This window comes from Pyxidicoccus trucidator, assembly GCF_010894435.1.
Lineage (GTDB): Bacteria > Myxococcota > Myxococcia > Myxococcales > Myxococcaceae > Myxococcus > Myxococcus trucidator.
The window spans coordinates 157339-183658 of record NZ_JAAIXZ010000007.1; the positions used below are offsets into that span (position 1 = coordinate 157339).

A 26320-nucleotide genomic window follows, 5' to 3' on the forward strand; every position below is an offset into this window, starting at 1 on the left:
CCCGTGCGGTAGAGGCGGGCCCCGGGTGTGGAGGAGAAGGGATTGGGGACGAAGCGCTCGGCGGTGAGGGCGGGCTGCTCCACGTAGCCGCGGGCCAGGCCGTCGCCGCCGATGAACAGCTCTCCGGTGACGCCCACGGGCACCGGCTGGCCGGAGGCGTCCAGCAGGTACACCTGGGTGTTGCCGATGGGCTTGCCGATGGGGACGGAGGCGCCCACCTGCTCCACCGACGTCATGCGGTGGCAGGAGGCGAAGAGGGTGGTCTCGGTGGGGCCGTAGCAGGCCGTCACCGGAATGAACATTCCTTCCAGCACTCGGCGCACGTGGGGGGCGCTCACGACGTCGCCACCGGTGAGGAGTTGCTTCACGCCACGCAGGGCCTGGAGGTTGTGGTCCACCACCTGGGTGAAGAGGCCGGCGGTGAGGTGCAGCGTCGTCACCTCGTGCTTGGTGAGCACGGCCTCCAGTTCCTTCAGGTCCGAAGGTGAGTGGGGCGGGAAGACGACGAGACGCGCTCCGTGGAGCAGCGGGCCCCACAGCTCCAGGGTGGAGGCGTCGAAGGAGACGGGGGCGATGAGGAGGAACGTCTCGTCCGGGCCCAGGTGCGCGTAGTCGACACCGAAGACGGTGCGCAGCACGCCCTGGTGTGGCGTGCCGACACCCTTGGGCCTGCCCGTGGAGCCAGAGGTGAAGTCGATGTACGCGAGGCTCTGGGGCAGCGCGGCCTGAGACGGCGCGGACGTGGGCTGGCCTTCCAGGGACACCTCTCCCAGCACGACGGTGGACAGGTCTTCGGCGGGCAACTTCGCGAGCAGCTCGCGCGTGGTGAGGAGCACCGTGGGGCGTGCGTCCTCCAGCATGGCGGCGAGGCGCTCGCGGGGGTACGAGGAGTCCAGCGGCACGTAGGCGCCGCCGGCCTTGAGGATGGCGACGAGGGAGACAATCAGCTCCAGCGAGCGCTCCAGGGCGATGGCCACGCGCGAGTCGGTGGAGACGCCCAGGCCGCGCAGGTGGTGTGCGAGCTGGTTGGCCCGCTCATCGAGCTGCCGGTAGGTGAGCTTCGAGGTTCCGAGCTCGCTGGCGAACTCGACGGCGACCTTGTCGGGGAAGCGGGCGACGACCTGCGCGAAGACGTCGGGCAGGGTGGAGCCGTGCGGGTACTCGGTGACGGTGGCATTCCAGTCCACCAGCACCTGCCGGCGCTCCGCCTCGGTGAGCATGGAGATGGACGCCAGGGGCGCCTCGGGCCGGTTGACGAGCGCCTCCACCAGCACTCGGAAGTGCTTCGCAATTCGAGCCGCCGTGGTGGCCTCGAACAGATCGGTGTTGTACCCCAGCACCCCCTCGTAGCCCTCCGGCGTCTCTCCCAGGTTCAGCTCCAGCTCGAACCTGGCCGAGAGGTTGTCCACCTCCAGTTGCCGCAACGCCAGCCCCTGCATTGCCGCCGAGGACATGGGGGCGTTCTGCAAGGCGAAGAGCACCTGGAAGAGCGGGCTGCGACTCAGGTCGCGCGTGGGCTGGAGCGCCTCCACCAGCTTCTCGAAGGGCACGTCCTGGTGGGCGTACGCACCGAGGGCCGTCTCCTTGACCTGACGCAGCAGGTGGCGGAACGCCACGCGGGTGTCCACCTGGGAGCGCAGCACCAGCGTGTTGACGAAGAAGCCGATGAGCCCCTCCAGCTCACCCCGGTTGCGCCCGGCGATGGGCGAGCCGACGCTGATGTCCTGCTGCCCGGAGTAGCGGGAGAGCAGCACCTGGAAGGCGGCCAGCAGGGCCATGAAGGGGGTGGCCCCCTCCTGATGGCAGAGCGCCTTGAGTGCCTCGGACACGGAACGCGAGAGGGTGACGACGACCTTGTCGCCCCGGAAGGTGCGCACGGGCGGGCGAGGCCTGTCGGTGGGTAGCTCCAGCGAGGCGAGGCCGGCGAGCTGCCGCTTCCAGTAGCCGAGCTGCGTGTCGAGCACCGCCCCCTGGAGCCACTGGCGCTGCCAGACGGCGTAGTCCGCATACTGGATGGGCAGGGGCGGCAGGGGGGATGGCCGGCCCTGGGAGAAGGCCGCGTAGAGCGCGACGACCTCCTGCACCAGCACGCCCATGGACCAGCCGTCCGAGACGATGTGGTGCATGTCGAGGGCGAGCACATGCTCGGCCGGGTCCAGCTTCCAGAGCTTCGCCCGCAGCAGGGGCCCGGTGGCGAGGTTGAAGGGCCGCGACGCCTCCTCGCGGAGCTGCAGTGGGAGCGCTTCACGGGCAGCGCCCGACTCCAGTCCACTGAGGTCCACGGTGGCCAGGGGCACCTCCATGGGCGGATGGATGTGCTGGAGCGGCTGACCTTCCTGGTCGGCGAAGGTGGTGCGCAGCACCTCGTGACGACGTACCAATTCCGTGAGGCAGCGGTGGAGCACGGCCACGTCCAGCGTCCCCTCCAGCCGCACGAAGGTGGGCATGTTGTAGGTGGAGCCGTCAGGCTCCAACTGGTCGATGAACCATAGGCGCTGCTGGGCGAAGGACAGGGGCAGCGGACCCGTGCGGGGGAGCGGGAGCAGGTCCTGCGGCGGGGGGGGCGGAGTCGACGCCCGGACAGACCCGATGCGCGCGGCGAGCCCCTCGACGGTGGGGGCGGAGAACAGCTCGCGCAGCGGCAATTCGACGCCAGTGGCGGCTCTCAGTCGGGAGACGAGCCGGGTGGCCAGCAGCGAGTGTCCGCCGAGCGCGAAGAAGTCGCCGTGGGCCCCCACGCGTGGCACGCGCAGCACCTGGGCGAAGAGGCCGGCAACCAGCTCCTCGGCGGGCGTGCGCGGGGCAACGAAGTCGGCCTGGGCGGCGGACGTCACCGCCCCGGGAGGAGGCAGGGCCTTGCGGTCCACCTTTCCGTTGGCGGTGAGCGGGAGGGCCGCGAGGACGACGATGACCGAAGGCACCATGTACTCGGGCAGGCGCTGGGCGAGGAAGGCCCGCAGCTGCACCGGGTCCAGCGCGGACTCCGCACCCGTCTTCGAGGCGGCGACGTAGCCGACCAGGCGCTTGTCGCCGGGGGCGTCCTCGCGCACCAGGGCCACGGCCTCTCCGACGTCGGCCTGGGCCATCAATGCCGCTTCCACTTCGGCCAGCTCAATCCGGTAGCCGCGCACCTTCACCTGGGCGTCGGCGCGGCCGAGGAATTCGAGCACGCCGTCATGGCGCCAGCGGGCGAGGTCCCCCGTGCGGTAGAGGCGGGCCCCGGGTGTGGAGGAGAAGGGATTGGGGACGAAGCGCTCGGCGGTGAGGGCGGGCTGCTCCACGTAGCCGCGGGCCAGGCCGTCGCCGCCGATGAACAGCTCTCCGGTGACGCCCACGGGCACCGGCTGGCCGGAGGCGTCCAGCAGGTACACCTGGGTGTTGCCGATGGGCTTGCCGATGGGGACGGAGGCGCCCACCTGCTCCACCGACGTCATGCGGTGGCAGGAGGCGAAGAGGGTGGTCTCGGTGGGGCCGTAGCAGGCCGTCACCGGAATGAACATTCCTTCCAGCACTCGGCGCACGTGGGGGGCGCTCACGACGTCGCCGCCGGTGAGGAGTTGCTTCACGCCACGCAGGGCCTGGAGGTTGTGGTCCACCACCTGGGTGAAGAGGCCGGCGGTGAGGTGCAGCGTCGTCACCTCGTGCTTGGTGAGCACTGCCTCCAGTTCCTTCAGGTCGGAAGGCGAGTGGGGCGGGAAGACGACGAGACGCGCTCCGTGGAGCAGCGGGCCCCACAGCTCCAGGGTGGAGGCGTCGAAGGAGACGGGGGCGATGAGCAGAAACGTCTCGTCCGGGCCGAGGTGTGCGTAGTCCACGCCGAAAACGGTGCGCAGCACGGCGGCGTGCGGAGTCCCGACACCCTTGGGCCTGCCGGTGGAGCCGGAGGTGAAGTCGATGTACGCGAGGCTGTCGGGCAGGGCCGTGGAGGGCGGCGCGTGCGCGGGCGGCGCTTCCACGGGCATGTCCTCCAGCACCAGCGTGACGAGCCCCTTCGTGGGCAGCTTCGGAAGCAATGCACGCGTGGTGACGAGCACACGCGGGCGCGCATCCTCCAGCATGGCGGCGAGGCGCTCGCGGGGGTACGAGGAGTCGAGCGGGACGTAGGCGCCGCCGGCCTTGAGAATGGCGACGAGGGAGACAATCAGCTCCAGCGAGCGCTCCAGCGCGATGGCCACACGCGAGTCGGTGGAGACGCCCAGGCCACGCAGGTGCCAGGCCAGTTGATTGGCGCGCGTGTCGAGCTGCCGGTAGGTGAGCTTCGAGGTTCCGAGCTCGCTGGCGAACTCGACAGCGACCTTGTTCGGGAAGCGGGCGACCACTTGCGCGAAGACGTCGGGCAGGGTGGAGCCGTGCGGGTACTCGGTGACGGTGGCATTCCAGTCCACCAGCACCTGCCGGCGCTCCGCCTGGGACAGCAGGGAGACGGAGTCCAGCGCCGCGTCGGGCCGGTTGACGAGCGCCTCCACCAGCACCTGGAAGTGCTCCGCCATCCGCTGCGCGGTGGTGCTCTCGAACAGGTCGGTGTTGTACCCCAGCACCCCCTCGTAGCCCCGTGCGGACCGCCCCAGGTTCAGCTCCAGCTCGAACCTGATGGTGGGATTGCCCACCTCGAGTGGTCGCAGCACCAGCCCCTGCATGCCGACTGACGGCGCGGGCGTGTTCTGCAAGGCGAAGAGCACCTGGAACAGCGGACCGCGGCTCAGGTCGCGCGTGGGCTGGAGCTCTTCCACCAGCCGCTCAAAGGGCACGTCCTGGTGGGCGTAGGCCCCGAGTGCGGACTCCTTCACCCGACGGAGGAACTGGAGGAAGGAGGTCCGGCCTTCCACCTGGGCCCGCAGCACCAGCGTGTTGACGAAGAAGCCAATGAGCCCCTCCAGCTCGCCATGCCGGCGGCCCGCGATGGGCGAGCCGACGCTGATGTCCTGCTGCCCGGAGTATCGGGACAGCAGCACCTGGAAGGCCGCGAGCAGGGTCATGAAGGGCGTCATGCCCTCCTGCTGGCAGAGTGCGTCGAGCTTCTCGGAGGTGGCCGACGAGAGCGCGACGGGCACCTGCGCACCCCGGAAGGTCTGCACGGGCGGGCGAGGCTTGTCGGTGGGCAGCTCCAGCGTGGCGAGGCCGGAGAGGTGCCCGTGCCACCACCCCAGTTGCTCATCGAGCACCGCGCCTTGCAGCCAGTCGCGCTGCCAGACGGCGTAGTCGGCGTACTGGAGGGGGAGGGGCGGCAGGGGGGAAGGCCGGCCCTGGACGAAGGCTGCGTAGAGCGCCGCCACCTCACGCACCAGAATGCCCATGGACCAGCCGTCCGAGACGATGTGGTGCAGGTTCATCGCCAGCACGTGCTCGTCCGGGCCCAGCTTCAAGAGCTGCGCCCGGGCCAGCGGACCGGTGGCGAGGTTGAAGGGCCGGAGCACCTCCTCGCGCAGCCTGCGCTCCAGCTCTGCACGGATGGCCTGGGCATCCAGCCCGCTCAGGTCCACGAGGTCCAGTGGCAGCTCTGCGTGCGGAGCGATGACCTGGACCGGCTGGCCTTCGTACTGGGTGAAGGTGGTGCGCAGCGCTTCATGACGGCGCGCCAGCTCGGTGAGGCCCTGGCGGAGGGCGTCGGCGTCGAGCGGACCTTCCATGCGCACGAAGGTGGGCATGTTGTAGGAGGCGCTGTCGGGCTCGAGCTGATCGATGAACCACAGGCGCTGCTGGGAGAAGGACAGCGGCAGCGGACCTGTGCGAGGCACGGGGACAATCGGGGGTGCCGTCCGCCGTGTGGAAGCGTCCGTGGAATCGATGCGCGCGGCGAGGGCGGCCACGGTGGGCGCCTCGAACAGAGCGCGCAGGGGCAGCTCCACACCCAGCGCGGAGCGCACCCGGGACACGAGCTGCGTGGCGAGCAGCGAGTGGCCACCCAGCTCGAAGAAGTTGTCGTGGATGCCCACACGCTGCACGCGCAGCACCTGGGCCCAGAGGGCGGTGAGCTGCTCCTCGGCGGGAGTGCGCGGAGCGACGTAGGCCACGGCGGACGAGGTCGGGGCCGAGTCCGGAGCGGGGAGGGCTTTCCTGTCCACCTTGGCGTTGGCAGTGAGGGGCAGGGTGTCCAGCCGCACCAGGGCGGAGGGCACCATGTACTCGGGCAGCCGCTGCTTGAGGTGAGTGCGCAGCGCGGCGAGGTCGAGCGACTCGGGCGCGGCGACGTAGCCGACCAGGCGCTTGTCGCCGGGGGCGTCCTCGCGCACCAGGGCCACGGCCTGGCCCACGTCGGGGTGTGAGAGGAGGGCGGCTTCGACTTCGGCCAGCTCGATGCGGTAGCCACGCACCTTCACCTGGGCGTCGACGCGGCCGAGGAACTCCAGCACGCCGTCATGGCGCCAGCGAGCGAGGTCCCCCGTGCGGTAGAGGCGGGCCCCGGGTGTGGAGGAGAAGGGATTGGGGACGAAGCGCTCGGCGGTGAGGGCGGGCTGCTCCACGTAGCCGCGCGCCACGCCGTCTCCACCGATGAACAGCTCTCCGGTGACGCCCACGGGCACCGGCTGGCCTGAGGCGTCCAGCAGGTACACCTGGGTGTTGCCGATGGGCTTGCCGATGGGGACGGAGGTGCCCACCTGCTCCACCGACGTCATGCGGTGGCAGGAGGCGAAGAGGGTGGTCTCGGTGGGGCCGTAGCAGGCCGTCACCGGAATGAACATTCCTTCCAGCACTCGGCGCACGTGGGGGGCGGAGACAACGTCGCCACCCGTGAGGAGCTGCTTCACGCCGCGCAGGGCCTGGAGGTTGTGGTCCACCACCTGGGTGAAGAGGCCGGCGGTGAGGTGCAGCGTCGTCACCTCGTGCTTGGTGAGCACGGCTTCCAGTTCCTTCAGGTCGGAAGGCGAGTGGGGCGGGAAGACGACGAGACGCGCTCCGTGGAGCAGCGGGCCCCAGAGCTCCAGGGTGGAGGCGTCGAAGGAGACGGGGGCGATGAGCAGGAACGTCTCGTCCGGGCCGAGGTGTGCGTAGTCGACGCCGAAGACGGTGCGCAGCACGGCGGCGTGCGGAGTCCCGACACCCTTGGGCCTACCGGTGGAGCCGGAGGTGAAGTCGATGTACGCGAGGCTCTGGGGCAGCGCGGCCTGAGACGGCGCGGACGTGGGCTGGCCCTCCAGGGACACCTCTCCCAGCACGACGGTGGAGAGGCCCTCGGCAGGCAGCTTCGCGAGCAGCTCGCGCGTGGTGAGGAGCACCGTGGGGCGGGCGTCCTCCAGCATGGCCGCGAGGCGCTCACGTGGGTACGACGGGTCCAGCGGGACGTAGGCGCCGCCGGCCTTGAGGATGGCGACGAGGGAGACAATCAGCTCCAGCGAGCGCTCCAGGGCAATGGCCACGCGCGAGTCGGTGGACACGCCCAGGCCACGCAGGTGGTGAGCGAGCTGGTTGGCGCGCGTGTCGAGCTGCCGGTAGGTGAGCTTCGAGGGTCCGAGCTCGCTGGTGAGCTCGCTGGTGGGCGCGCCGGCGAACTCGATGGCGACCTTGTCGGGGAAGCGGGCGACCACCTGCGCGAAGACCTCGGGGAGGGTGGAGGCGCGCGGGTACTCGGAGGCGGTGGCATTCCACTCCACCAGCACCTGCCGGCGCTCCGCCTGGGACAGCAGGGAGAAGGAGTCCAGCGCCGCGTCGGGCCGGTTGACGAGCGCCTCCACCAGCACGCGGAAGTGCTCCGCCATCCGCTGCGCGGTGGTGCTCTCGAACAGGTCGGTGTTGTACCCCAGCACCCCCTCGTAGCCCTCCGGCGTCTCTCCCAGATTGAGCTCCAGCTCGAACCTGGCCGAGGCGTTGTCCACCTCCACCTGCCGCAGCACCAGCGAAGACTTCCTAGCCGCGGGCCGGGTTGCGTTCTGCAGGGCGAAGAGCACCTGGAAGAGCGCGGGGCGGCTGAGGTCCCGCTCCAGTCGCAGCTCCTCCACCAGCTTCTCGAAGGGCACGTCCTGGTGCGCGTAGCCGCCCAGTGTGGTCTCCCGCACCTGGGCGAGCAGCGCCCGGAAGCTGCTCCGCGAGGCCACCCGCGCGCGGAGCACCAGGGTGTTGACGAAGAAGCCGATGAGCCCTTCCGTCTCCGCGTACCGGCGGCCCGCGATGGGCGAGCCGACCAGCACGTCCTCCTGTCCGGAGTAGCGCGACAGCAACACCTGGAAGGCCGCCAGCAGCACCATGAAGGGTGTGGCCCCTTCCCGCCGTGCCAGCTCTGTCAGGGCCTCGCTCAGCTCCCGAGACAGCCGCACCGGCATCGTGCCGCCCTGCTGCGACAGCACCGCGGGCCGGGGCTTGTCGGTGGGCAGCTCCAGATGTGACGGCGCTCCAGCCAGTTGCTGCTTCCACCAGCCAAGCTGCGCATCCAGCGTCTCGCCGCTCAGCCACTTCCGCTGCCACACGGCGTAGTCCGCGTACTGCACCGGCAGGGTCGGCAGCGTGGGGCGCAGGCCCTCGGAGAACGCCGCGTACAGCGCTTCCAGCTCGCGCACCACCACGCCCATGGACCAGCCATCCGAGACGATGTGGTGCATCACCAGCACCAGCAGGTGCGCCTCGGGAGCCAGCCGCAGCAGGCAGGCGCGTAGCAGCGGGCCTGCGCCCAGGTCGAAGGGACTCGCCGCCTCGCGCGTGGCGATGCGGAGGGCTGCTGCACCGCGTTCGGCCTCGGGCAGCGAGCCCAGGTCCTCGACGGCGAGCGGGAAGTCCGCGGGCGGATGGATGACCTGGGTGGGCTGGCCCTCGTGCGAGGCGAAGGTCGTGCGCAGCGACTCGTGGCGGGCCACCAGCGCGGAGAAGGCCTGCTGGAGCGCTTCCACGTGCAGCGCGCCCGAGATGCGCAGGGCCACGGGGATGTTGTAGGCGGCGCTCCCGGGCTCCAACTGGTCGATGAACCACAGCCGCTGCTGCGCGAAGGACAGCGGCAGCGCGCCATCACGCGGCACGGGCGCTGGAGGCGGCGCCTCGGGTGTGCCGCCGTCGCGCCGCGCGGCCTCGAGGCGCAGGGCAAGCGCCTGGAGCGTGGGCGCCTCGAACAGGGCGCGGAGGGGCAGTTCCACGCTGAAGGCGGCCCGGATGAGCGAGACGAGCCGTGTGGCCAGCAGCGAGTGGCCGCCCAGCTCGAAGAAGTCGTCCTCGAGGCCGACTCGCCCACTGCCCAGCAATCCGGTCCACAGGGTGGCCAGCCGCTGCTCCGTGTCCGTGCGCGGTGCCACGTACTCACGCTGCCCGGAGTCGAGAGACTCGGGAGCGGGCAGCGCACGCCGGTCCACCTTGCCATTGGGCGTCAGGGGCAGTGCGTCCAGCAGCACCAGTGCCGAGGGCACCATGTACTCGGGCAGCGTCCCACGCAGGAAGTCCTTGAGCGCCTGCGTGTCCGCGCCGGGCGCCACGAGGTACGCCACCAGTCGCTTGTCACCCGCCGTGTCCTCGCGCACCACCGCTACCGCTTCCCGCACGCCGGGGTGCCGCGTCAGCGCCGCCTCGACCTCGCCCGGCTCGATGCGGAAGCCGCGCAGCTTCACCTGGTTGTCGGTACGGCCGAGGAACTCGAGGGTGCCATCGGCCAGCCACCGCACGCGGTCCCCGGTCCGGTACAGCCGCTCGCCGTCCCCAAAGGGACTGGGCACGAAGCGCTCCGCCGTCAGCTCCGGACGGCCGACGTAGCCCCTCGCCAGTCCAGCTCCGCCCACGTACAGCTCGCCCGGCACGCCCACGGGGACGGCTTGCATGGCCGCGTCCAGCACGTACGCCGCCGTGTTGCGGATGGGCCGGCCAATGGACACCGAGCGGGCGCCCACCTGCTCCTGCCGTTCCATCCGGTGGCAGGTGGAGAACGTCGTGTTCTCCGTCGGGCCATACCCGTTGATGAGCACCTGTCCGGAGGCGAGCCGCTCCCTCACCCTCACGACGGACAGCACGTCTCCGCCGGCCAGCACCTGCTTCACCCGGGCGAGGGCCTCGGGCTGGTGCGCCTGCAGCTGCTCGAAGAGGGCGGCTGTCAGCCACAGGGAGGTGATTGCCGACCGGGTCAGCGCCCGGCCGAGCTCCTCCAGCGAGGGCGTCCCCGCCGGGTACACCACCAGCTTCGCGCCGTGCAGCAGCGCGCCCCACAGCTCCAGCGTCGAGGCGTCGAAGGAGACGGGCGCCAGTTGCAGCCAGACCTCGTCAGGCCCGAAGCGCGCAAAGTCCGTGTCCAGCACCAGTCGCGACACCGCGCGGTGTGGCACGCCCACGCCCTTCGGCTTGCCCGTCGAGCCGGAGGTGAACATGACGTAGGCCAGGTTGGCACCGCTCACGCCGGCACCCGGCGCGGTGTCCAGGGCCGTCTCCAGGGCCGTCCACCCGGAGTCCACGCACACCACCTGCTCGCCGGCCTCGGCCACCGTGCCGGCCAGCTTCTCCTGGGCCACCAGCACGGTGACGCCAGCCTCGCGCTTCATCCACGCGCGCCGCTCCGCCGGGTAGCTGGCGTCCAGCGGGACGTACACGCCGCCCGCCTTGAGGATGCCCAGCACGCTGACCACCAGGTCCAGCGAGCGCTCCACGCACAGGCCCACTCGCGCTTCCGGGCCCACGCCCAGGCCGCGCAGGTGGTGCGCCAGCTGGTTGGCCCGCCGGTCCAGCGCGTCGTACGTCAGTTGCTGGTCCCTGTACTCCACCGCCACCGCGTGCGGCGTCTTCAGCACCTGCGCTTCGAACAGCTCCGCCAGCGACGCGTCTCGCGGGTACGGGGTCGCCGTCCCACTCCACGCCTCCACCACCCGGCGCCGCTCCGCGGCTCCCATCAGCGGCAGCTCGCTCAGCCGCTTCCCGGGCCCGGCGACGGCGGCCTCCAGCAGCACCCGTACGTGCTCCAGCAGCCGCCCGGCCGAGTCCGCCTCGAACAGGTCGCTGTCGTAGTTGAGCACCGCGGAGGCACCCTCCGCCGTCTCCCACACCAGCAGCGAGAGGTCGAACTTCGACGTGAGGTGGCTCGCCTCCATTCCCTTCAGGGACAGGCCATGCCGGAGCTTCACCTCCGTCGTGGGCGTGTTCTGCAGCGTCAGCGCCACCTGGAAGAGGGGGTTGCGGCTCAGGTCTCGCCGGGGCTGGAGCTCCTCCACCAGTTTCTCGAAGGGGACGTCCTGGTGCGCATACGCGCCGAGCGTCACCTCGCGCACCTGGGCCAGCAGCTCGCGGAAGGTGGCCAGCGGGGAGGCCTTCGCCCTCAGCACCAGCGTGTTGACGAAGAAGCCGATGAGCCCTTCGGTCTCCGCATGCGTGCGTCCGGCGATGGGGGAGCCGACGCAGAGGTCGTCCTGCCCCGAGTAGCGCGCGAGGACCGTCTGGTATGCCGCCAGCAGCACCATGAAGGGCGTGGCGCCCTCCTGCTGTGCCAGCGCCTTCGCGCCGTCCCACAGCGCCTTCGGCCACGCCTCCTGCCGGACACCGCCGCGGAACCGCTGGGCGGCCAGGCGCGGCTTGTCGCCAGGCAGCTCCAGCGCGCGGGGGGCTCCGTCCAGTTGCTTGCGCCAGTAGTCGAGCTGCGCCTCCAGCGTCTCCCCTTGCAACCACTCCCGCTGCCACACCGCGTAGTCCGCGTACTGCACCGGCAGCTCGGGCAGGGGCGAGGGCTGGCCCTGCGAGAAGGCCTCGTAGAGCGCGGCCACTTCCCGGACGAGCACCCCCGAGGACCAGCCGTCGGTGACGATGTGGTGCAGGTTGAGCAGCAGCACGTGGTCGGTGGCGCCGCGCTTCAGCAACAGCGCACGCATCAGCGGGCCGGTGTCCAGGGAGAAGGACCGCCGCGCGTCCTCGTCCACCCGGCGCCGCGTCTCGGCCTCCGCGGTGTCCTCATCCAGCCCGCTGAGGTCCACCGTGCGCAGCGGCAGCTCCGCGACGGGCGCGATGACCTGCACGGGAGCTCCGTCCTCCTGACGGAAGGACGTGCGCAGGACTTCGTGCCGCCGGACCAGCTCCTGGAGTGCGCGCTCCAGCGCGGCCACCTCGAGCGGCCCGTCCAGCCGCACCGCGGAGGGGATGTTGTAGAAGGGGCTGCCGGGTTCCAGCCGGTCGAGGAACCACAGGCGCTGCTGGGCGAAGGACAGCGGCAGCGCACCGGTGCGCGGCACGGGGACCAGCGCGGGGCGTGCCACACCGGCCTGGGTGGCGCGCGCGGCGTCGATGCGTCCGGCCAGCTCCGCCACGGTGGGCGCCTCGAAGAGGTCGCGCAGCGGCAGGTCGAAGCCGAACGCCGCGCGCACGCGCGACACCAACTGCGTGGCCATGAGCGAGTGGCCGCCCAGGTCGAAGAAGTTGTCGTGGGCGCCCACGCGCTCGGCGCGCAGCAGCTCCGCGAAGAAGCCGGCGAGCTGGCGCTCCGTCTCGGTGCGCGGCTCCACGTACTGCTGGCCGTCGCTGCCCGGGGCCTCCGGTGCGGGCAGGGCCTTGCGGTCCACCTTGCCGTTGGGCGACAGCGGCAGCGCCGGTAGCACCACCACGGCCGAGGGCACCATGTACTCGGGCAGCTTCTGTCCGAGGAAGGCACGCACGGCCTGGCCCTCCAGCTCCTGCTCCGCTTCGGCCACGACGTACGCCACCAGGCGCTTGTCGCCGGGGACGTCCTCGCGCACCACCACCACCGCCTCGCGCACGCCCGCCTGCTGGCGCACCACGGCCTCCACCTCGCCCGGCTCGATGCGGTAGCCGCGCACCTTCACCTGGAAGTCGGTGCGGCCCAGGAAGTCCAACGTGCCGTCGCGGCTCCAGCGCACCTTGTCGCCGGTGCGGTAGAGGCGCGCGCCCGGCTCGGCGCTGAAGAGGTGGGGGACGAAGCGCTCCGCCGTCAACTCCGGGCGGCCCAGGTAGCCCCAGGCCAGTCCGTCACCGCCGACGTACAGCTCGCCGGGCACGCCCACCGGCACCGGCTGCAGGGCCGCGTCCAGCACGTACGTGGTGGAGTTGGACAGCGGCCGGCCAATGGGCACCGAGGTGCCTGGCTCCGCGCCTCGCCTGAGCGCATGGGTGGCGGAGAAGGTGGTGTTCTCCGTGGGGCCGTAGCCGTTGACGAGGACGGCGCCCTCGGGCAGCCGCGCGAGGTGCTGGCGCACGCGCTCGACGGGCAGCACGTCACCGCCGGCGAGCACCTGCTGCACCCCGGCCAGCGCTTCACCCTGGTGCCGCACCACCTGCTCGAAGAGGGCCGCCGTCAGCCACAGCGTGGTGATGCGCTGGCCCACGAGCAGCGCGCCCAGCTCCTCCAGGGAGAGCGGGTGGGGCGGGGCCACCACCAGGCGGCCACCGTTGAGCAGCGCGCCCCACACCTCCAGGGTGGAGGCGTCGAAGGCCACGGGTGCCAGCAGCAAGGAGGTGTGCCGGGGCCCGAAGTCGATGAAGGTGGAGCCGCGCACCAGGCGCACCACGCCCCGGTGCGGCACGCTGACGCCCTTGGGCTGGCCGGTGCTGCCCGAGGTGAACATGACGTAGGCGAGGCTGGTGGCGGAGACGTCCACCTCCGGTGCCGTCTCCGGCTGGCGGGCCACCAGGGACGCCTCGGTGTCCACACACACCAGCAGCTGGCCGAGGGCGGGCAGCTCGTCCGCCACCTGCTCCTGCGTCAGCAGCACGCCGACGCCGGCCTGCTGGAGCAGGGAGGTGATTCGCTCGGTGGGGGAGGCGCGGTCCACTGGCACATAGGCGGCGCCAGCCTTGAGCACGCCGAGCAGGGCCACCACCAGGTCCAGTGAGCGCTCCATGCACACGCCCACGCGCGTACCGGGGGCCACGCCCACGGCGCGCAGGTGCCAGGCCAGTTGATTGGCGCGGCGGTCCAGCGCTCCGTAGGTGAGCTGCGCGTCCGCGAAGACGACGGCCACCGCGTCCGGCGTGAGGGCCGCCTGCCAGGCGAACAGCGTGTGGATGGCCGCGTCGCGCGGGAAGTCCGTCGCGGTGGCGTTCCATTCCACCAGCACCTGCAGGCGCTCGGCCTCCGTCAGCAGGGACAGGGACGAGAGTGGCGCCTCGGGTCGAGCGATGAGCCCCTCCGCGAGGACGCGGAAGTGGGCCGCCATGCGCTCGATGGACCCGGGCTCGAACAGGTCGGCGTTGTAGGAGAAGTTGCCGGCGTAGCCCTCGGGCGTGCGCCACAGGCCGAGCTCCAGCTCGAAGCGGACAGGGCTGTCCTCGACGGGCAGCACGCGCACGGCCAGCCCTGGCAGGCTCAGCTCGGGCATGGGCGCGTTCTGGAGGACGAAGGTCGCCTGCACCAGCGGGGGACGGCTCAAGTCCCGCTCCACCCGGAGCGTCTCCACCAGCCGCTCGAAGGGCACGGACTGGTAGGTGAAGGCGCCGAGCACACTCTCCCGTTCCTGGGCGAGCAACGCGCGGACGGTGTCCGCGCCGGACACCCGGGCCCGCAGCGGCAGCGTGTTGACGAAGAAGCCGACCAGCCCCTCCAGCTCTCCGCGGTCCCGGCCGGCCAGCACGGAGCCGACGAGCAGGTCCTCCTGTCCGGTGTAGCGGCTCAGCAGGAGGTGGAACGTCCCCAGCAGGAGCATGAAGGGCGTGACGCCCTCGCGGTGGCAGAAGGCCTCCAGCGCCTCGGCCAGGGGGAGGGGCAGGAGGACGGGGCTCGCGGCGCCGCGAGCGGTCTGCAGGGCGGGGCGCGGCTTGTCCGTGGGCAGCTCCAGTGCCAGCGGTGCCCCGGCGAGCCGCTCGCGCCACCAGCCGAGCTGGCCCGCCAGCACGTCATCCTTCAGCCAGCCGCGCTGCCACGCCGCGAAGTCCGCGTACTGCACCGTCAGCTCCGGCAGCGGCGAGGGCCGGCCCTCGGTGAAGGCCACGTAGAGCGCGGCCAGCTCCCGCACCACGACCCCCATCGACCAGCCATCCGACACGATGTGGTGCTGGGTGAGCACCAGGACGTGCTCCCGCGCCCCCAGCTTGAGCAGGGCCGCGCGAAGGAGCGGGCCGCGCACCAGGTCGAAGGGGCGGAGCGCCTCGTCACGCACCCAGCGGCTGAGGTCTCGCTGCGCCTCGGGTTGCTCGGACAGGTCCGTCACCGGCAGCGCCACGGGCGCGGCCGGGCGGATGACCTGCACGGCGCCGCTCGCGCCCTCGCGGAAGGTGGTGCGCAGCGCTTCGTGCCGGCGCACCAGCTCCGTCAGGCTCCGCTCCAGGGCGCTCACCTCCAGCGCACCCGTCAGGCGGAGTGTGACTGGGAGGTTGTAGAAGGCGCTGCCCGGTTCGAGCTGGTCCAGGAACCACAGGCGCTGCTGCGCCAGGGACACGGGCAGCTCGCCCGTGCGAGGCACCGGCACCAGCGGCGGCAGCTGGGGGCCCTGGCCCGCCAGGACGGCCCGGTCCACCCGCGCCGCCAGGTCGGCCAGCGTGGATGCGTCGAAGAGGTCCCTCAGCGGCAACTCCACGCCGAAGGCGGCGCGCATGCGGCTGATGGCCTGCGTGGCCAGCAGGGAGTGTCCACCCAGCTCGAAGAAGTTGTCCGCGAGGCCCACCTGCGCCACACCCAGCACCGCGCTCCACACCCCCGCGAGCAGCGTCTGCGTCTGGGTGCGAGGCGCGAGGAAGTCCGGACGCCCGCTGGCGGCGGCCAGGTCCGCGGCGGGCAGGGCCTTGCGGTCCACCTTGCCGTTGGGTGTCAGCGGCATGGCGGGCAGCACCACCACGGCGGAGGGCACCATGTACTCGGGCAGCGACTCCTTGAGCGCCGCACGCAGCGCGGCGCCGTCGGTCCGCACGCCCTCACGCATCACCACATAACCCACGAGGCGCTTGCCGCCGGGTCCGTCCTCGCGCACCGCCACCACCGCCTCGCGCACGGCGGGCAGCTTCGACAGGGCGGACTCCACCTCGCCCGGCTCGATGCGGAAGCCGCGCACCTTCACCTGCGCATCGGCGCGGCCGACGAAGTCCAGCGTGCCGTCCTCGCGCCAGCGCACCACGTCGCCGGTGCGGTAGAGGCGGGCTCCGTGCTCGCCCGAGAAGGAGTCCGGGACGAAGCGCTCGGCCGTGAGGGCGAGGCGGCCCGCGTAGCCGCGCGCCACGCCGACGCCGCCGATGAAGAGCTCGCCCTTCACCCCCACGGGCACCGGCGCGCCGCGCGCATCCAGCACGTACACCCGCACGTTGGCCAGCGGGCGGCCGATGGCAGGCACGCGTCCGTCCGCCACGCACCCGGTGAGCGTGGCGATGACCGTGGCTTCCGTGGGGCCGTAGGTGTTGAGCAGCCGCCGTCCTGAAGCCCAGCGCGCCACCACCTCGGCGGGCAGGGCTTCGCCGCCGGAGATGACGGTGCGCAGCTCGGGCAGCCCTTCGGCCGACGTGGCGGCGAGGGCCGCGGGCGTGAGGCTGATGACGGTGAGGGCCTCGTCGCGCAGCAGCTTCTGGAGCGGCGCGCCCGGCATCAGCTGCTCCAGCGGCGCCAGCACCAGCGCGGCGCCGGAGCACAGCGTGGTGAAGACCTCCTCCACCGACAGGTCGAAGCTCAGGTTGGCGAACTGGAGCACGCGGCTGCCGGGACCGATGCCGTAGGCCACGGCCTCGTGGGTGACGAGGTTGGCGACACTCCGGTGCTCGATGGCGGTGCCCTTGGGCGTGCCGGTGCTGCCGGAGGTGTAGAGCAGGTAGGCCAGGTGGTACGGGGCCACGCCCGTCACCGGCGCCTCGGTGCTCTCCCGGGACAGCGCGTCCCGCTCGGAGTCCAGGCAGAGCGCGCGGGCGCGATGGGCCTCGGGGTAGCGCTCCAGCAGCGCGGACTGCGTCACCAGCGCCGTGGACCCGCTGTCCTCCAGCATGAAGGCCAGGCGCTCCCGGGGGAGCAGCGGATCCACGGGCACCCAGGCGGCGCCGGCCTTGAGGATGCCGAGGAGGCCCACGACGAGGTCCAGCGAGCGCTCCACGCTGAGCGCGACGCGCACCTCGGGTCCAGCACCCCGGCGGCGCAGCGCGTGGGCGAGCTGGTTGGCCCGCTGATTCAACCGCGCGTAGGTGAGGTGCTCACCCTGGAAGGAGGCGGCCAGCGCGTCCGGCGCGCGGCGCACCTGGGCCTCGAAGAGCGAGTGGACGCACGCCTCCGGGAAGTCCGCCCGGGTGGCATTCCAGTCCACCAGCACGCGCCTGCGCTCGTCCTCCGAGAGCAGTGAGAGCGCGGACAGGCGCTGCTCGGGGCCGGCCACCATGGCCTCCACGAGCGTGCGCAGGTGCCGGACCATGCGCTCGGCGGTGGAGGCGTCGAACAGGTCGGCGCGGTAGTCCAGCGCGCCCTCGAACCCGTCCGCCGTGCGCGTCAGCGTCAGCGTGAGGTCGAACTTGGCGGTGTGCGCTCCCACAGGGGCGGTGCGCAGCGTCAGCCCTGGCAGGGTCAGCTCCGCGGGCGGGGTGTTCTGGAGGATGAACATCACCCGGAACAGCGGGGCCTGGCGCAAATCGCGCATGGGCTGGAGCTGCTCGAAGGGCACGTGCTGGTGGGCGTAGGCGCCGAGCGCCAGCTCGCGCACGCGGCCCAGCAGCTCGCGCACGGAGGGGTTCCCGTCCAGGCGGGTGCGCAGGACGAGGGTGTTGAGGAAGAAGCCGACCAGGCCCTCCAGCTCGGCGCGGTTGCGGCCGGCGACGGGGGAGCCGACGCAGAGGTCCTCCTGTCCGGAGTAGCGCGACAGCAGGAGCTGGAAGGCCGCCAGGAAGAACATGAAGGGCGTGACGCCCTCGCGGTGGCAGAGCGCCTCCACGCTCCCGGCCAGCTCGCGTGGGAGTACGGCGGGCGCCAGGGCGCCCGGAGGCGAGGGCGAGTGCGTGCGCGGCCTGTCAGTGGGCAGCTCCAGGTCCTGCGGCGCGCCGTCGAGCTGGCGCCGCCACCAGGTGAGCTGCTGCTCCAGCTCCGTGCCATCCAGCCACTGGCGCTGCCAGGCCGCGTAGTCCGCGTACTGGAGCGTCGGCTCCGGCAAGGGCGAGGGCTGGCCCGCGGTGAAGGCGGAGTAGAGGACGGTGAGCTCACGCACCAGGACGCTCATGGACCAGCCATCCGCCACGATGTGGTGGACGTTGAGCAGCAGCACGTTCCGCCCCTCCTCCAGCTTCAGCAGCATGGCGCGCAGCAGCGGGCCGGCGGCGAGGCTGAAGGGGCGCAGGGACTCCTCGTTGATGAGCCGCCGCGCCTCGGGCTGGCGCTGCTCGGGGGGGAGCCCGCTCAGGTCGAAGCGGGACAGGGCCAGCGGGGCGGGCTCGGCGATGCGCTGCACGGGGCCTTCCGCCTCACCCTGGAACGTGGTGCGCAGGGCCTCGTGGCGGTGCACCAGGGCTTCCAGGCTCCGGTGCAGGGCCCCGGCGTCGAGCACCCCGTCCAGCTCCAGGGTGAACGGCATGTTGAAGGCGGGGCTGCCGGGCTCGAGCTGGTCCAGGAACCACAGGCGCTGCTGCGAGTACGAGACGGGCAGCGGCTGCGTGCGCGGCACGCGCTCGATGGCCGGGAGCGCCCCCACCGCACCGGCGCTCACGGCGGCATCGATGCGCACGGCGAGGGCGGCCACGGTGGGCGCCTCGAAGAGGGCGCGCAGGGGCAACTCCACGCCGAAACACGCGCGGACGCGGGAGACGACCCGGGTGGCCAACAGCGAGTGGCCGCCCAGCTCGAAGAAGCTGTCGTGGGTGCCCACGCGCGGCAGGCCCAGCAGCTCCGCCCAGAGGCCGGCGAGCAGCTCCTCCGTGGGCGTGCGCGGGGCGACGTAGGCCGTTGCCGCGGGAGTGGCCAGCGACTCGGGCGCGGGCAGGGCCCTGCGGTCCACCTTGCCCTGGGCGGTGAGGGGCAGGGCGTCCAGTCGCACCAGGGCGGAGGGCACCATGTAGTCCGGCAGCCGCTCCTGGAGGAAGGCGCGCAGCGCGGCGAGGTCCAGCGACTCGGACGCGGCGACGTAGCCCACCAGGCGCTTGTGGCCATGCACGTCCGCGCGTGCCACCACCACCGCGTCGCGGACCCCGGCATGGGTGCTCAGGACGGCCTGCACCTCGCCGGGCTCGATGCGGAAGCCGCGCACCTTGACCTGGGAGTCCGCGCGGCCCACGAAGTCCAGCACGCCCCCGTCGAGCCAGCGGACCCGGTCCCCCGTGCGGTAGAGGCGAGCCCCGGGGAGGCCGGAGAAGGCGTCGGGCACGAAGCGCTCAGCCGTGAGGGCTGGCTGCTCCACGTAGCCCCGCGCCAGGCCGTCTCCGCCAATGAACAGCTCGCCCGTGACGCCCACGGGCACCGGCTGGCCGCGCGCGTCCAGCACGTACAGGTGCGTGCCGCCAATGGGCCGGCCGATGGGCACGGAGGTGCCCACCTGCTCGGGCCGGGTCACCGGCCAGGTGGTGGCGAACACCGTCGTCTCGGTGGGGCCATAGCCCGCGGTGACGGGGATGCGCAGCTCCTCCACCGCGCGGCGCACGTGGGCCGGGGACACCACGTCGCCGCCCGTCAGGAGGTGCTTCACCCCGCGCAGCCCCGGCGGCGGGGTGTCCACCAGCTGGGTGAACAGGCCGCTGGTGGCCCAGAGCAGCGTCACTCCCGCGGACTGGAGGACGTGGCCCAGCTCTTCCAGGGACGGCACCTGGGGCGGCATCACCACCAGGCGGGCGCCGTGCAGGAGCGCGCCCCAGATTTCCAGGGTGGAGGCGTCGAAGGAGATGGGCGCGAGGTGGAGGAGGACTTCGTCGGGCCCGAAGCGGGCGTAGTCGACGTCCAGCAGGGTGCGCAGGACGTTGCGGTGGGTGATGCCGACGCCCTTGGGCCTGCCGGTGGAGCCGGAGGTGAAGTCGATATAGGCGAGCGAGTCGGGCAGGGCCGACGGAGCCGGGGCGTGAGTGGGTGCGGAGGCGAGCGCGGCCTCCTCCAGCACGACGGTGAAGAGCCCCTCCGTGGGCAGCTTCGGGAGGAGGGCGCGCGTGGTGACGAGCACGTGAGGAGCGGCGTCCTCCATCATGGCGGCGAGGCGCTCGCGCGGATACGACGGGTCCAGCGGGACGTAGGCGCCACCGGCCTTGAGGATGGCCACCAGCGAGACAATCAGCTCCAGGGAGCGTTCGACGGCGAGGGCCACGCGCGAGTCGGCGGACACGCCCAGGCCGCGCAGGTGCCAGGCGAGCGGGTTGGCGCGCTCATCGAGTTGCCGGTAGGTGAGCTTCGAGCTGGCGAGCTCGACGGCGACCTTGTCGGGGAAGCGGGCCACCACCCGCGCGAAGACGTCGGGCAGGGTGGTCTCTCGCGGGGAGGTGGAGGCGGCCGCGCTCCACTCCCCCAGCACCTGCTGGCGCTCGGCATCGGACAGGAGGGACAGCTCACCCAGCCGGGCGTCGGGCCGGGCCACCAGCGTCTCCAGCGCCAGGGCCCAGTGCTTCAGCAGCCGCTCCAGGCGGGCCGGCTCGAACCGCGCCGGGTCGTACGCCAGCCGCAGCTCCAGCCTCGTGCCAGGGACGATGATGGCCACCAGCGGCAGGTCCGCCTGTTCGAGCGCGCTGATGTCACGGATGCCCAGCTCGGCGCGGGCCGACTTCACCGCGGCGTCGACAGGGTAGTTCTCGAACACGAACAGCGACTGGAACAGCGGGGTGCCGCGAGGCACCGCGCTCCAGCCCTGGATTCGCACCAGCGGCGCATGCTCGTGCTGGCGCTGCCCTCCCTGCTGCGCGTGCAGCCCCTCGAGCCACGCGAGGACCCGGGCCTCCTCGTCCACGCGGACGCGCACGGGCAGCGTGTTGATGAACAGGCCCACCGCGCGGTCGATGCCGGGCAGCTCGGCGGAGCGGCCGGAGCCGGTGGCGCCGAAGACGACGTCGTCCTCGCCCGAGTGGCGCGAGAGCACCAGCGCCCAGGCAGCCTGCACCACGGCGTTGGGCGTGAGCTGGTGCTGGCGGACGAACGCCTGGAGCGCCGCGCTGGCCTCGGCGGACACCGACGCGTGCAGCTCCCTGCGCCCGTGGGCCACGCCGGCCCGCTCCGGAACGAGTCCGGGCAGCGGCGTGGGGGCGGTGAGGCCGCGCAGCGTCTGGCGCCAGTACGCCTCCGTGCGCTCCATCGGCTGGCGCTGGAGCCAGGCGACATAGTCGCGGAAGGCCAGGGACACGCCCTGCTGGAGCGCGCGGCCGGCGCGAAGCTCCTCGTAGGACGTGAACAGCTCCTGGAGGATGACGCCCAGGCTCCAGCCGTCGATGAGCAGGTGGTGGTGGGTCCAGAGGACGCGGTGCGCGCGCTCGCCCAGGCGCACCACCGTCAGGCGCGTCAGCGGCGGGCGGAGCAGGTCGAACCCGCGCGCACGGTCCTCGGCGACCAGGGCGTCGAAGCGCGCCTGATGCTCCGCTTCGGGCACGTCGCGCCAGTCATGCTCCTGCCAGGGCAGGGGCGCGCTCGGGTGGACCACCTGCAAGGGCTCCTCGAGCCCGTCCCATATAAAGGAGGTGCGCAGCACCGGGTGGCGCGCCACGGCGGCCTCCCACGCGCGCCGGAAGGCGGCCAGGTCCACCGTCCCGCCGAACGTCCAGGCGAGCTGCGAGACGTAGACGCCCGACGCGGGCTCCGCGAGCGAGTGGAAGAGCATGCCCTGCTGGAGGGGCGACAGCGGGTACAGGTCCTCCACGGCCAGGCCCGCCGGCAGCAGCCTGTCGAGCGTGGACGGCTCCAGCTTCGCCAGCGGGAAGTCGGAAGGCGTGTAGCGGCGCGCATCCTCGGAAGCGCGGGTGGAGATGAGCTGCCGCAGCGCGGAGAGGCAGCGCGCGGCCAGGGCCTGGACGGTGTCCTCGTGGTGCACGGCCGCGCTGTACGTCCAGCCCAGCGTCAGCCGGCCCTCGAAGACGTAGCCGTTGATCTCCAGCAGCCAGGCTCGCTCGCCCTGGGGGCTCCAGAGCGCGCCGGTGGGCTCGCGCGTCGGCGCGAAGGGCAGCGCCCCGGAGGCTTGGGCGCCGCCGACCTGGTCGAACTGGCCCAGGTAGTTGAAGAGCACCTGCGCGTGGGGCGCCTCGCGGAGAGCGCGCGCCTGTTCATCGCTCCCCAGGTAGCGCAGCAGGCCGTGGCCGATGCCGCGCCGAGGCAGCCGCCGCAGCGAGTCGCGCACGGCGCGCAAGCTGTCGCCGAGCGTGGAGGCGCCGGACACGTCCAGCACCACCGGGTAGGTGGCGGTGAACCAGCCCACCGTGCGGGACAGGTCCACGTCGTCGAAGAGCGCCTCGCGGCCGTGGCCTTCCAGCGCCACGCGCAGCCGGGGCTGGCCCGTCCACTCCGTCAGGCTGCCGGCCAGCGCGGCCAGCAGCACGTCCTGGATGTGCGCGCGCCACGCGGCGGGCGTCTCCTGCAACAGCAGGCGTGTCTCCTCCGCGTCCAGCGACACCTGCACCACGCGGGCGTCGGCCAGGGTGTTGGCCGCGCCGGGCACGTCCACCGGAAGGGCCGGCACCTGGAGGCGGCCCTCCTCCAGCCAGTAGGGCAGCTCGCGCGCCAGGTCCTCGGAGCGGGCGAAGGCGTGGAGCTGCTCCGCCCAGGCCTTGAAGGAGGTGGACTTGGGCGGCAGCACCGGCGCCTGTCCCCGCTGGAGCTGCGCGTACGCGGTGGCCAGGTCCTCCAGCAGCGTGCGCCAGGAGACGCCGTCGACGGCGAGGTGGTGCACCGCCAGCAGCAGCCGGGGCGCGGCGTCCGCGCCCGTGTGGAAGAGGCAGGCGCGCAGCAGCAGGCCCTCCTCCAGGTTGAGGCCCTCCTGGAGGCGCGAGGCCTCGGCTTCCAGCGCCCGGGCCCGTCCGGCCTCGGGAGTGGAGGACAGGTCCACCCGCGCCAGCCGCACCGGGGCCTCCGGGCCGGCCAGCTCCTGCCGCCACTCGCCGTCCGCCCCGCGCGTGAAGCGCAGGCGCAGGGCGTCGTGGTGGGCCACCAGGGCCTGGAGCGCCTGCTCCAGGCACGGCACGTCCACCGGCCCGCGCGCGGCGAGCATGACGGCCTGGTTGTAGTGGTGCACCCGGGCGGGGGGCTGCTCGAAGAAGGCGCGCTGGATGGGCGTCAGCGGCACGGGGCCCTGCACCCGTCCCTGCTCGGCCTGGATGTGGCCTTCCTGCTTCGCCACGCGCGCCAGGGCCTCCAGCGTCTGGTGCTGGAAGATGTGGTTGGCGGCCAGGTGCAGGCCGGCCTTCCGGGCGCGCGAGACGAGCTGGATGGAGAGGATGGAGTCGCCGCCCAGCTCGAAGAAGTTGTCGTGCAGCCCGACGCGGGCCACGCCCAGCAGCTCCGCCCAGACGGTGGCCAGGGCGATTTCCCCGGGCGTGCGTGGCGCGGCGAAGTCCCCGGCGTCGCGCTGCTGAACCTCCGGGACTGGCAGCGCCTTGCGGTCCACCTTGCCGCTGGGCGTGAGCGGCAGGGCCGGAAGCACGACCAGGGCGGCGGGCACCATGAACTCCGGCAGCCGCTCGGCGAGGAAGGTCCTCAGGGCCTGGGGCTCCGGCGCGGGGCCCGCGCCCTCCTCGGAGGCGGGCACGACGTACGCGACGAGCCGCGAGCCGGAGGGCCCGTCGGCGCGCACCACGGCCACGGCCTCGGAGACGGACGGCCAGGCGCGCAGCGCGGCCTCGACTTCGCCCAGCTCAATCCGGAAGCCACGCAGCTTCACCTGGAAGTCGGTGCGGCCCAGGTACTCCAGCGTGCCGTCGGCCTGCCAGCGCACGCGGTCGCCGGAGCGGTACAGGCGTGCGCCGGGCTCGGCGCAGAAGGCGTCGGGGACGAAGCGCTCGGCGGTGAGGTCGGGGCGGCCGAGGTAGCCGCGGGCCAGGCCCACGCCGCCGAGGAACAGCTCGCCGGCCACGCCCACGGGCACCGGGCGCAGGTGCGCGTCCAGCACGTAGACGCGGACGTTGGCCAGGGGCCGGCCGATGGAGGGCTTGAGGCCGTCGGGCACGCACGGGGCCTGGGTGGCGCAGACGGTGGCCTCGGTGGGGCCATAGGCGTTGATGAAGCGGCGGCCGGGGGCCCACTTCGCCACCAGCTCGGCGGAGCAGGCCTCACCGGCGGAGACGACGGTGCGCAGCTCACCCAGCCCTTCGGCGTCCAGCACGCCCAGGGCGGTGGGAGGCAGGGTGGCCACGTGGATGTGCCGCGTGCGCAGCAACTGCTGGAGGGAGGGGCCGGGCAGCAGCGCCTCGCGCGAGGCCAGGCAGAGGGTGGAGCCGGAGAGCAGCGCGGTGAAGACCTCCCAGACGGACGCGTCGAAGCTGGGGGAAGCGAACTGGAGCACGCGGGCGCCGGGCCCCAGGCCCTGGGCCTCCACCTGACGCTGGACCAGGTTGGGCACGCCCCGGTGCGTCACCATGACGCCCTTGGGACGGCCGGTGCTGCCCGAGGTGTAGATGACGTAGGCGAGGTGGGCGGCGGTGACGCGGACCTCGGGAGGCGCGGTGGGCTGCCGCGCGAGCAGCGGCGCGTCCGCGTCCACCAGGACGAGCTGCTCGCCCCGCGAGGGCAGCTCGTCCGCCAGCGGCTCCGTGGTGATGACGACGGGGACGGCCGCGTCGGTGAGCATGAAGGCCAGCCGGTCCGCGGGGTAGCCGGGGTCCAGCGGGACGAAGGCGCCGCCGGCCTTGAGCACGCCGAGCATGGCCACGACGAGGTCGACGCCGCGCTCCAGGTGCAGCGCGACGAGCGTGTCCGGGCCCACGCCCAGGCCGCGCAGGTGGTGCGCGAGCTGGTTGGCGCGCGCGTCCAGCTCGCCGTAGCTCAGGGCCGCGTCTTCGTGCAGCAGGGCGGCGGCGTCGGGGGTGGCGCGGGCCTGGGCCTCGAAGCACGCGTGCACGGTGGCGCCGTCCCCGAAGGGCACGGCCGCGCCGTTCCACGCCACCAGCACGCGCTGGCGCTCGGCGTCGTCCAGCATCGGCAGCTCGGACAGGCGCCGCCGCGGGTGCGCGGCGAGGGACTCCAGCAGCGTCCGGAAGTGGCCCAGCAGCCGCCGCACCGTCGACTCCTCGAAGAGGTCCGTGCGGTACAGGGTGACGAGGCGCAGGCCCTGGGGCAGCGCGGTGGCGAGCAGCGACAGGTCCACCTGGCTGGTGCCGCTGTCCACCGGCTCCGCTTCCAGCACCAGCCCCGGCACGTGCAGCGGGGGCAGGGGCGCGTTCTGCAGGGTGAAGCTCACCTGGAACAGGGGTGAGGCGCTCAGCGTGCGCTCGGGCTGGAGCGCCTCCACCAGCTTCTCGAAGGGGACGTCCTGGTGGGCGAAGGCGCCGAGCGACGCCTCGTGCACCCGGGCCATCAGCTCCAGGAAGGTGGGGTCTCCGGACAGGTCCGTGCGCAGGGCGAGCGTGTTGACGAACAGGCCGATGAGGCCCTCCAGCTCGGAGCGGTTGCGGCCGGCCACGGGCGTGCCGACGACGACGTCGTCCTGGCCGCTGTAGCGCGACAGCAGCAGCTGGTACGCGGCCATCAGGAGCGTGAAGAGGGTGCGGCCCTCCCCGCGCGCCAGCGCATCGAGGGACTGGAGCAGCTCCGGGGGCAGCAGCACCGTCAGGCGGGCGCCGCGGGTGCTGGCGATGGCGGGGCGGGCCTTGTCGCCAGGCAGCTCCAGCAGGGCGTTCGGGTCCAGCCGCTGGCGCCAGTAGCCGAGCTGCGAGTCCAGCGTGTCGCCCTGGAGGAAGTCGCGCTGCCACGCGGCGAAGTCCGCGTACTGCATGGGCAGCGGCGGCAGGGGCGAGGTCCGGCCCTCGGCGAGCGCGGGGTAGAGCGCGCCGAGCTCCTTCACCAGCAGGCCCAGGGACCAGCCGTCGGAGACGATGTGGTGCACGTCGAGGAGCAGCAGGTGCTCGCGTGCGCCCCAGCGGTACAGCACCGTGCGCAGCAGCGGGCCCGTCTCCAGATTCAAGGGGCGCTGCGCGTCCTCGCGCAGGCGGCGCCACGCCCCGGCCTCGCGCTCGGAGTCGCTCCCGTCCGTCACGTCCACCACGGGCAGGGAGACCTCTCCCGAGGCGGCGATGTGCTGGACCGCGCGGCCGTCCTGCTCGACGAAGGTGGTGCGCAGCGCTTCGTGGCGCTGCACCAGCTCCTGGAGCGCGCGGCGGAGGGCCTCGACGGCCAGCTCGCCGGACAGACGCACGGCGATGGGGACGTTGAAGGCGGCGCTTCCGGGGTTGAGCCGCTCCTGGAACCACATCCGCTCCTGGGCGAAGGACACAGGAGCGCGCCGTGCTTGACGGGCCTTGTCGCGCAGCAGCTCGGCCAGCCGCGCGCGTTTCTGCTCAGGGGTCAGTGCCATGACCAGACTTCCTTTCCCGGCGCGCACACGACTCCACGACAGGGCCCCTGGGGGCCGGCCGCGCGTTGCACGCGCTCACGAAGAAT

The 26320-nt window shown here is 72.6% G+C and carries 1 protein-coding gene; it reads right to left on the reverse strand.

The features are described 5' to 3' along the window. Positions 1–26234: non-ribosomal peptide synthase/polyketide synthase (locus G4D85_RS21095; RefSeq protein WP_164014702.1), on the reverse strand; the 26234-nt coding region annotated here is incomplete at its 3' end. Between the last annotated feature and the right edge of the window lie 86 nt (positions 26235–26320).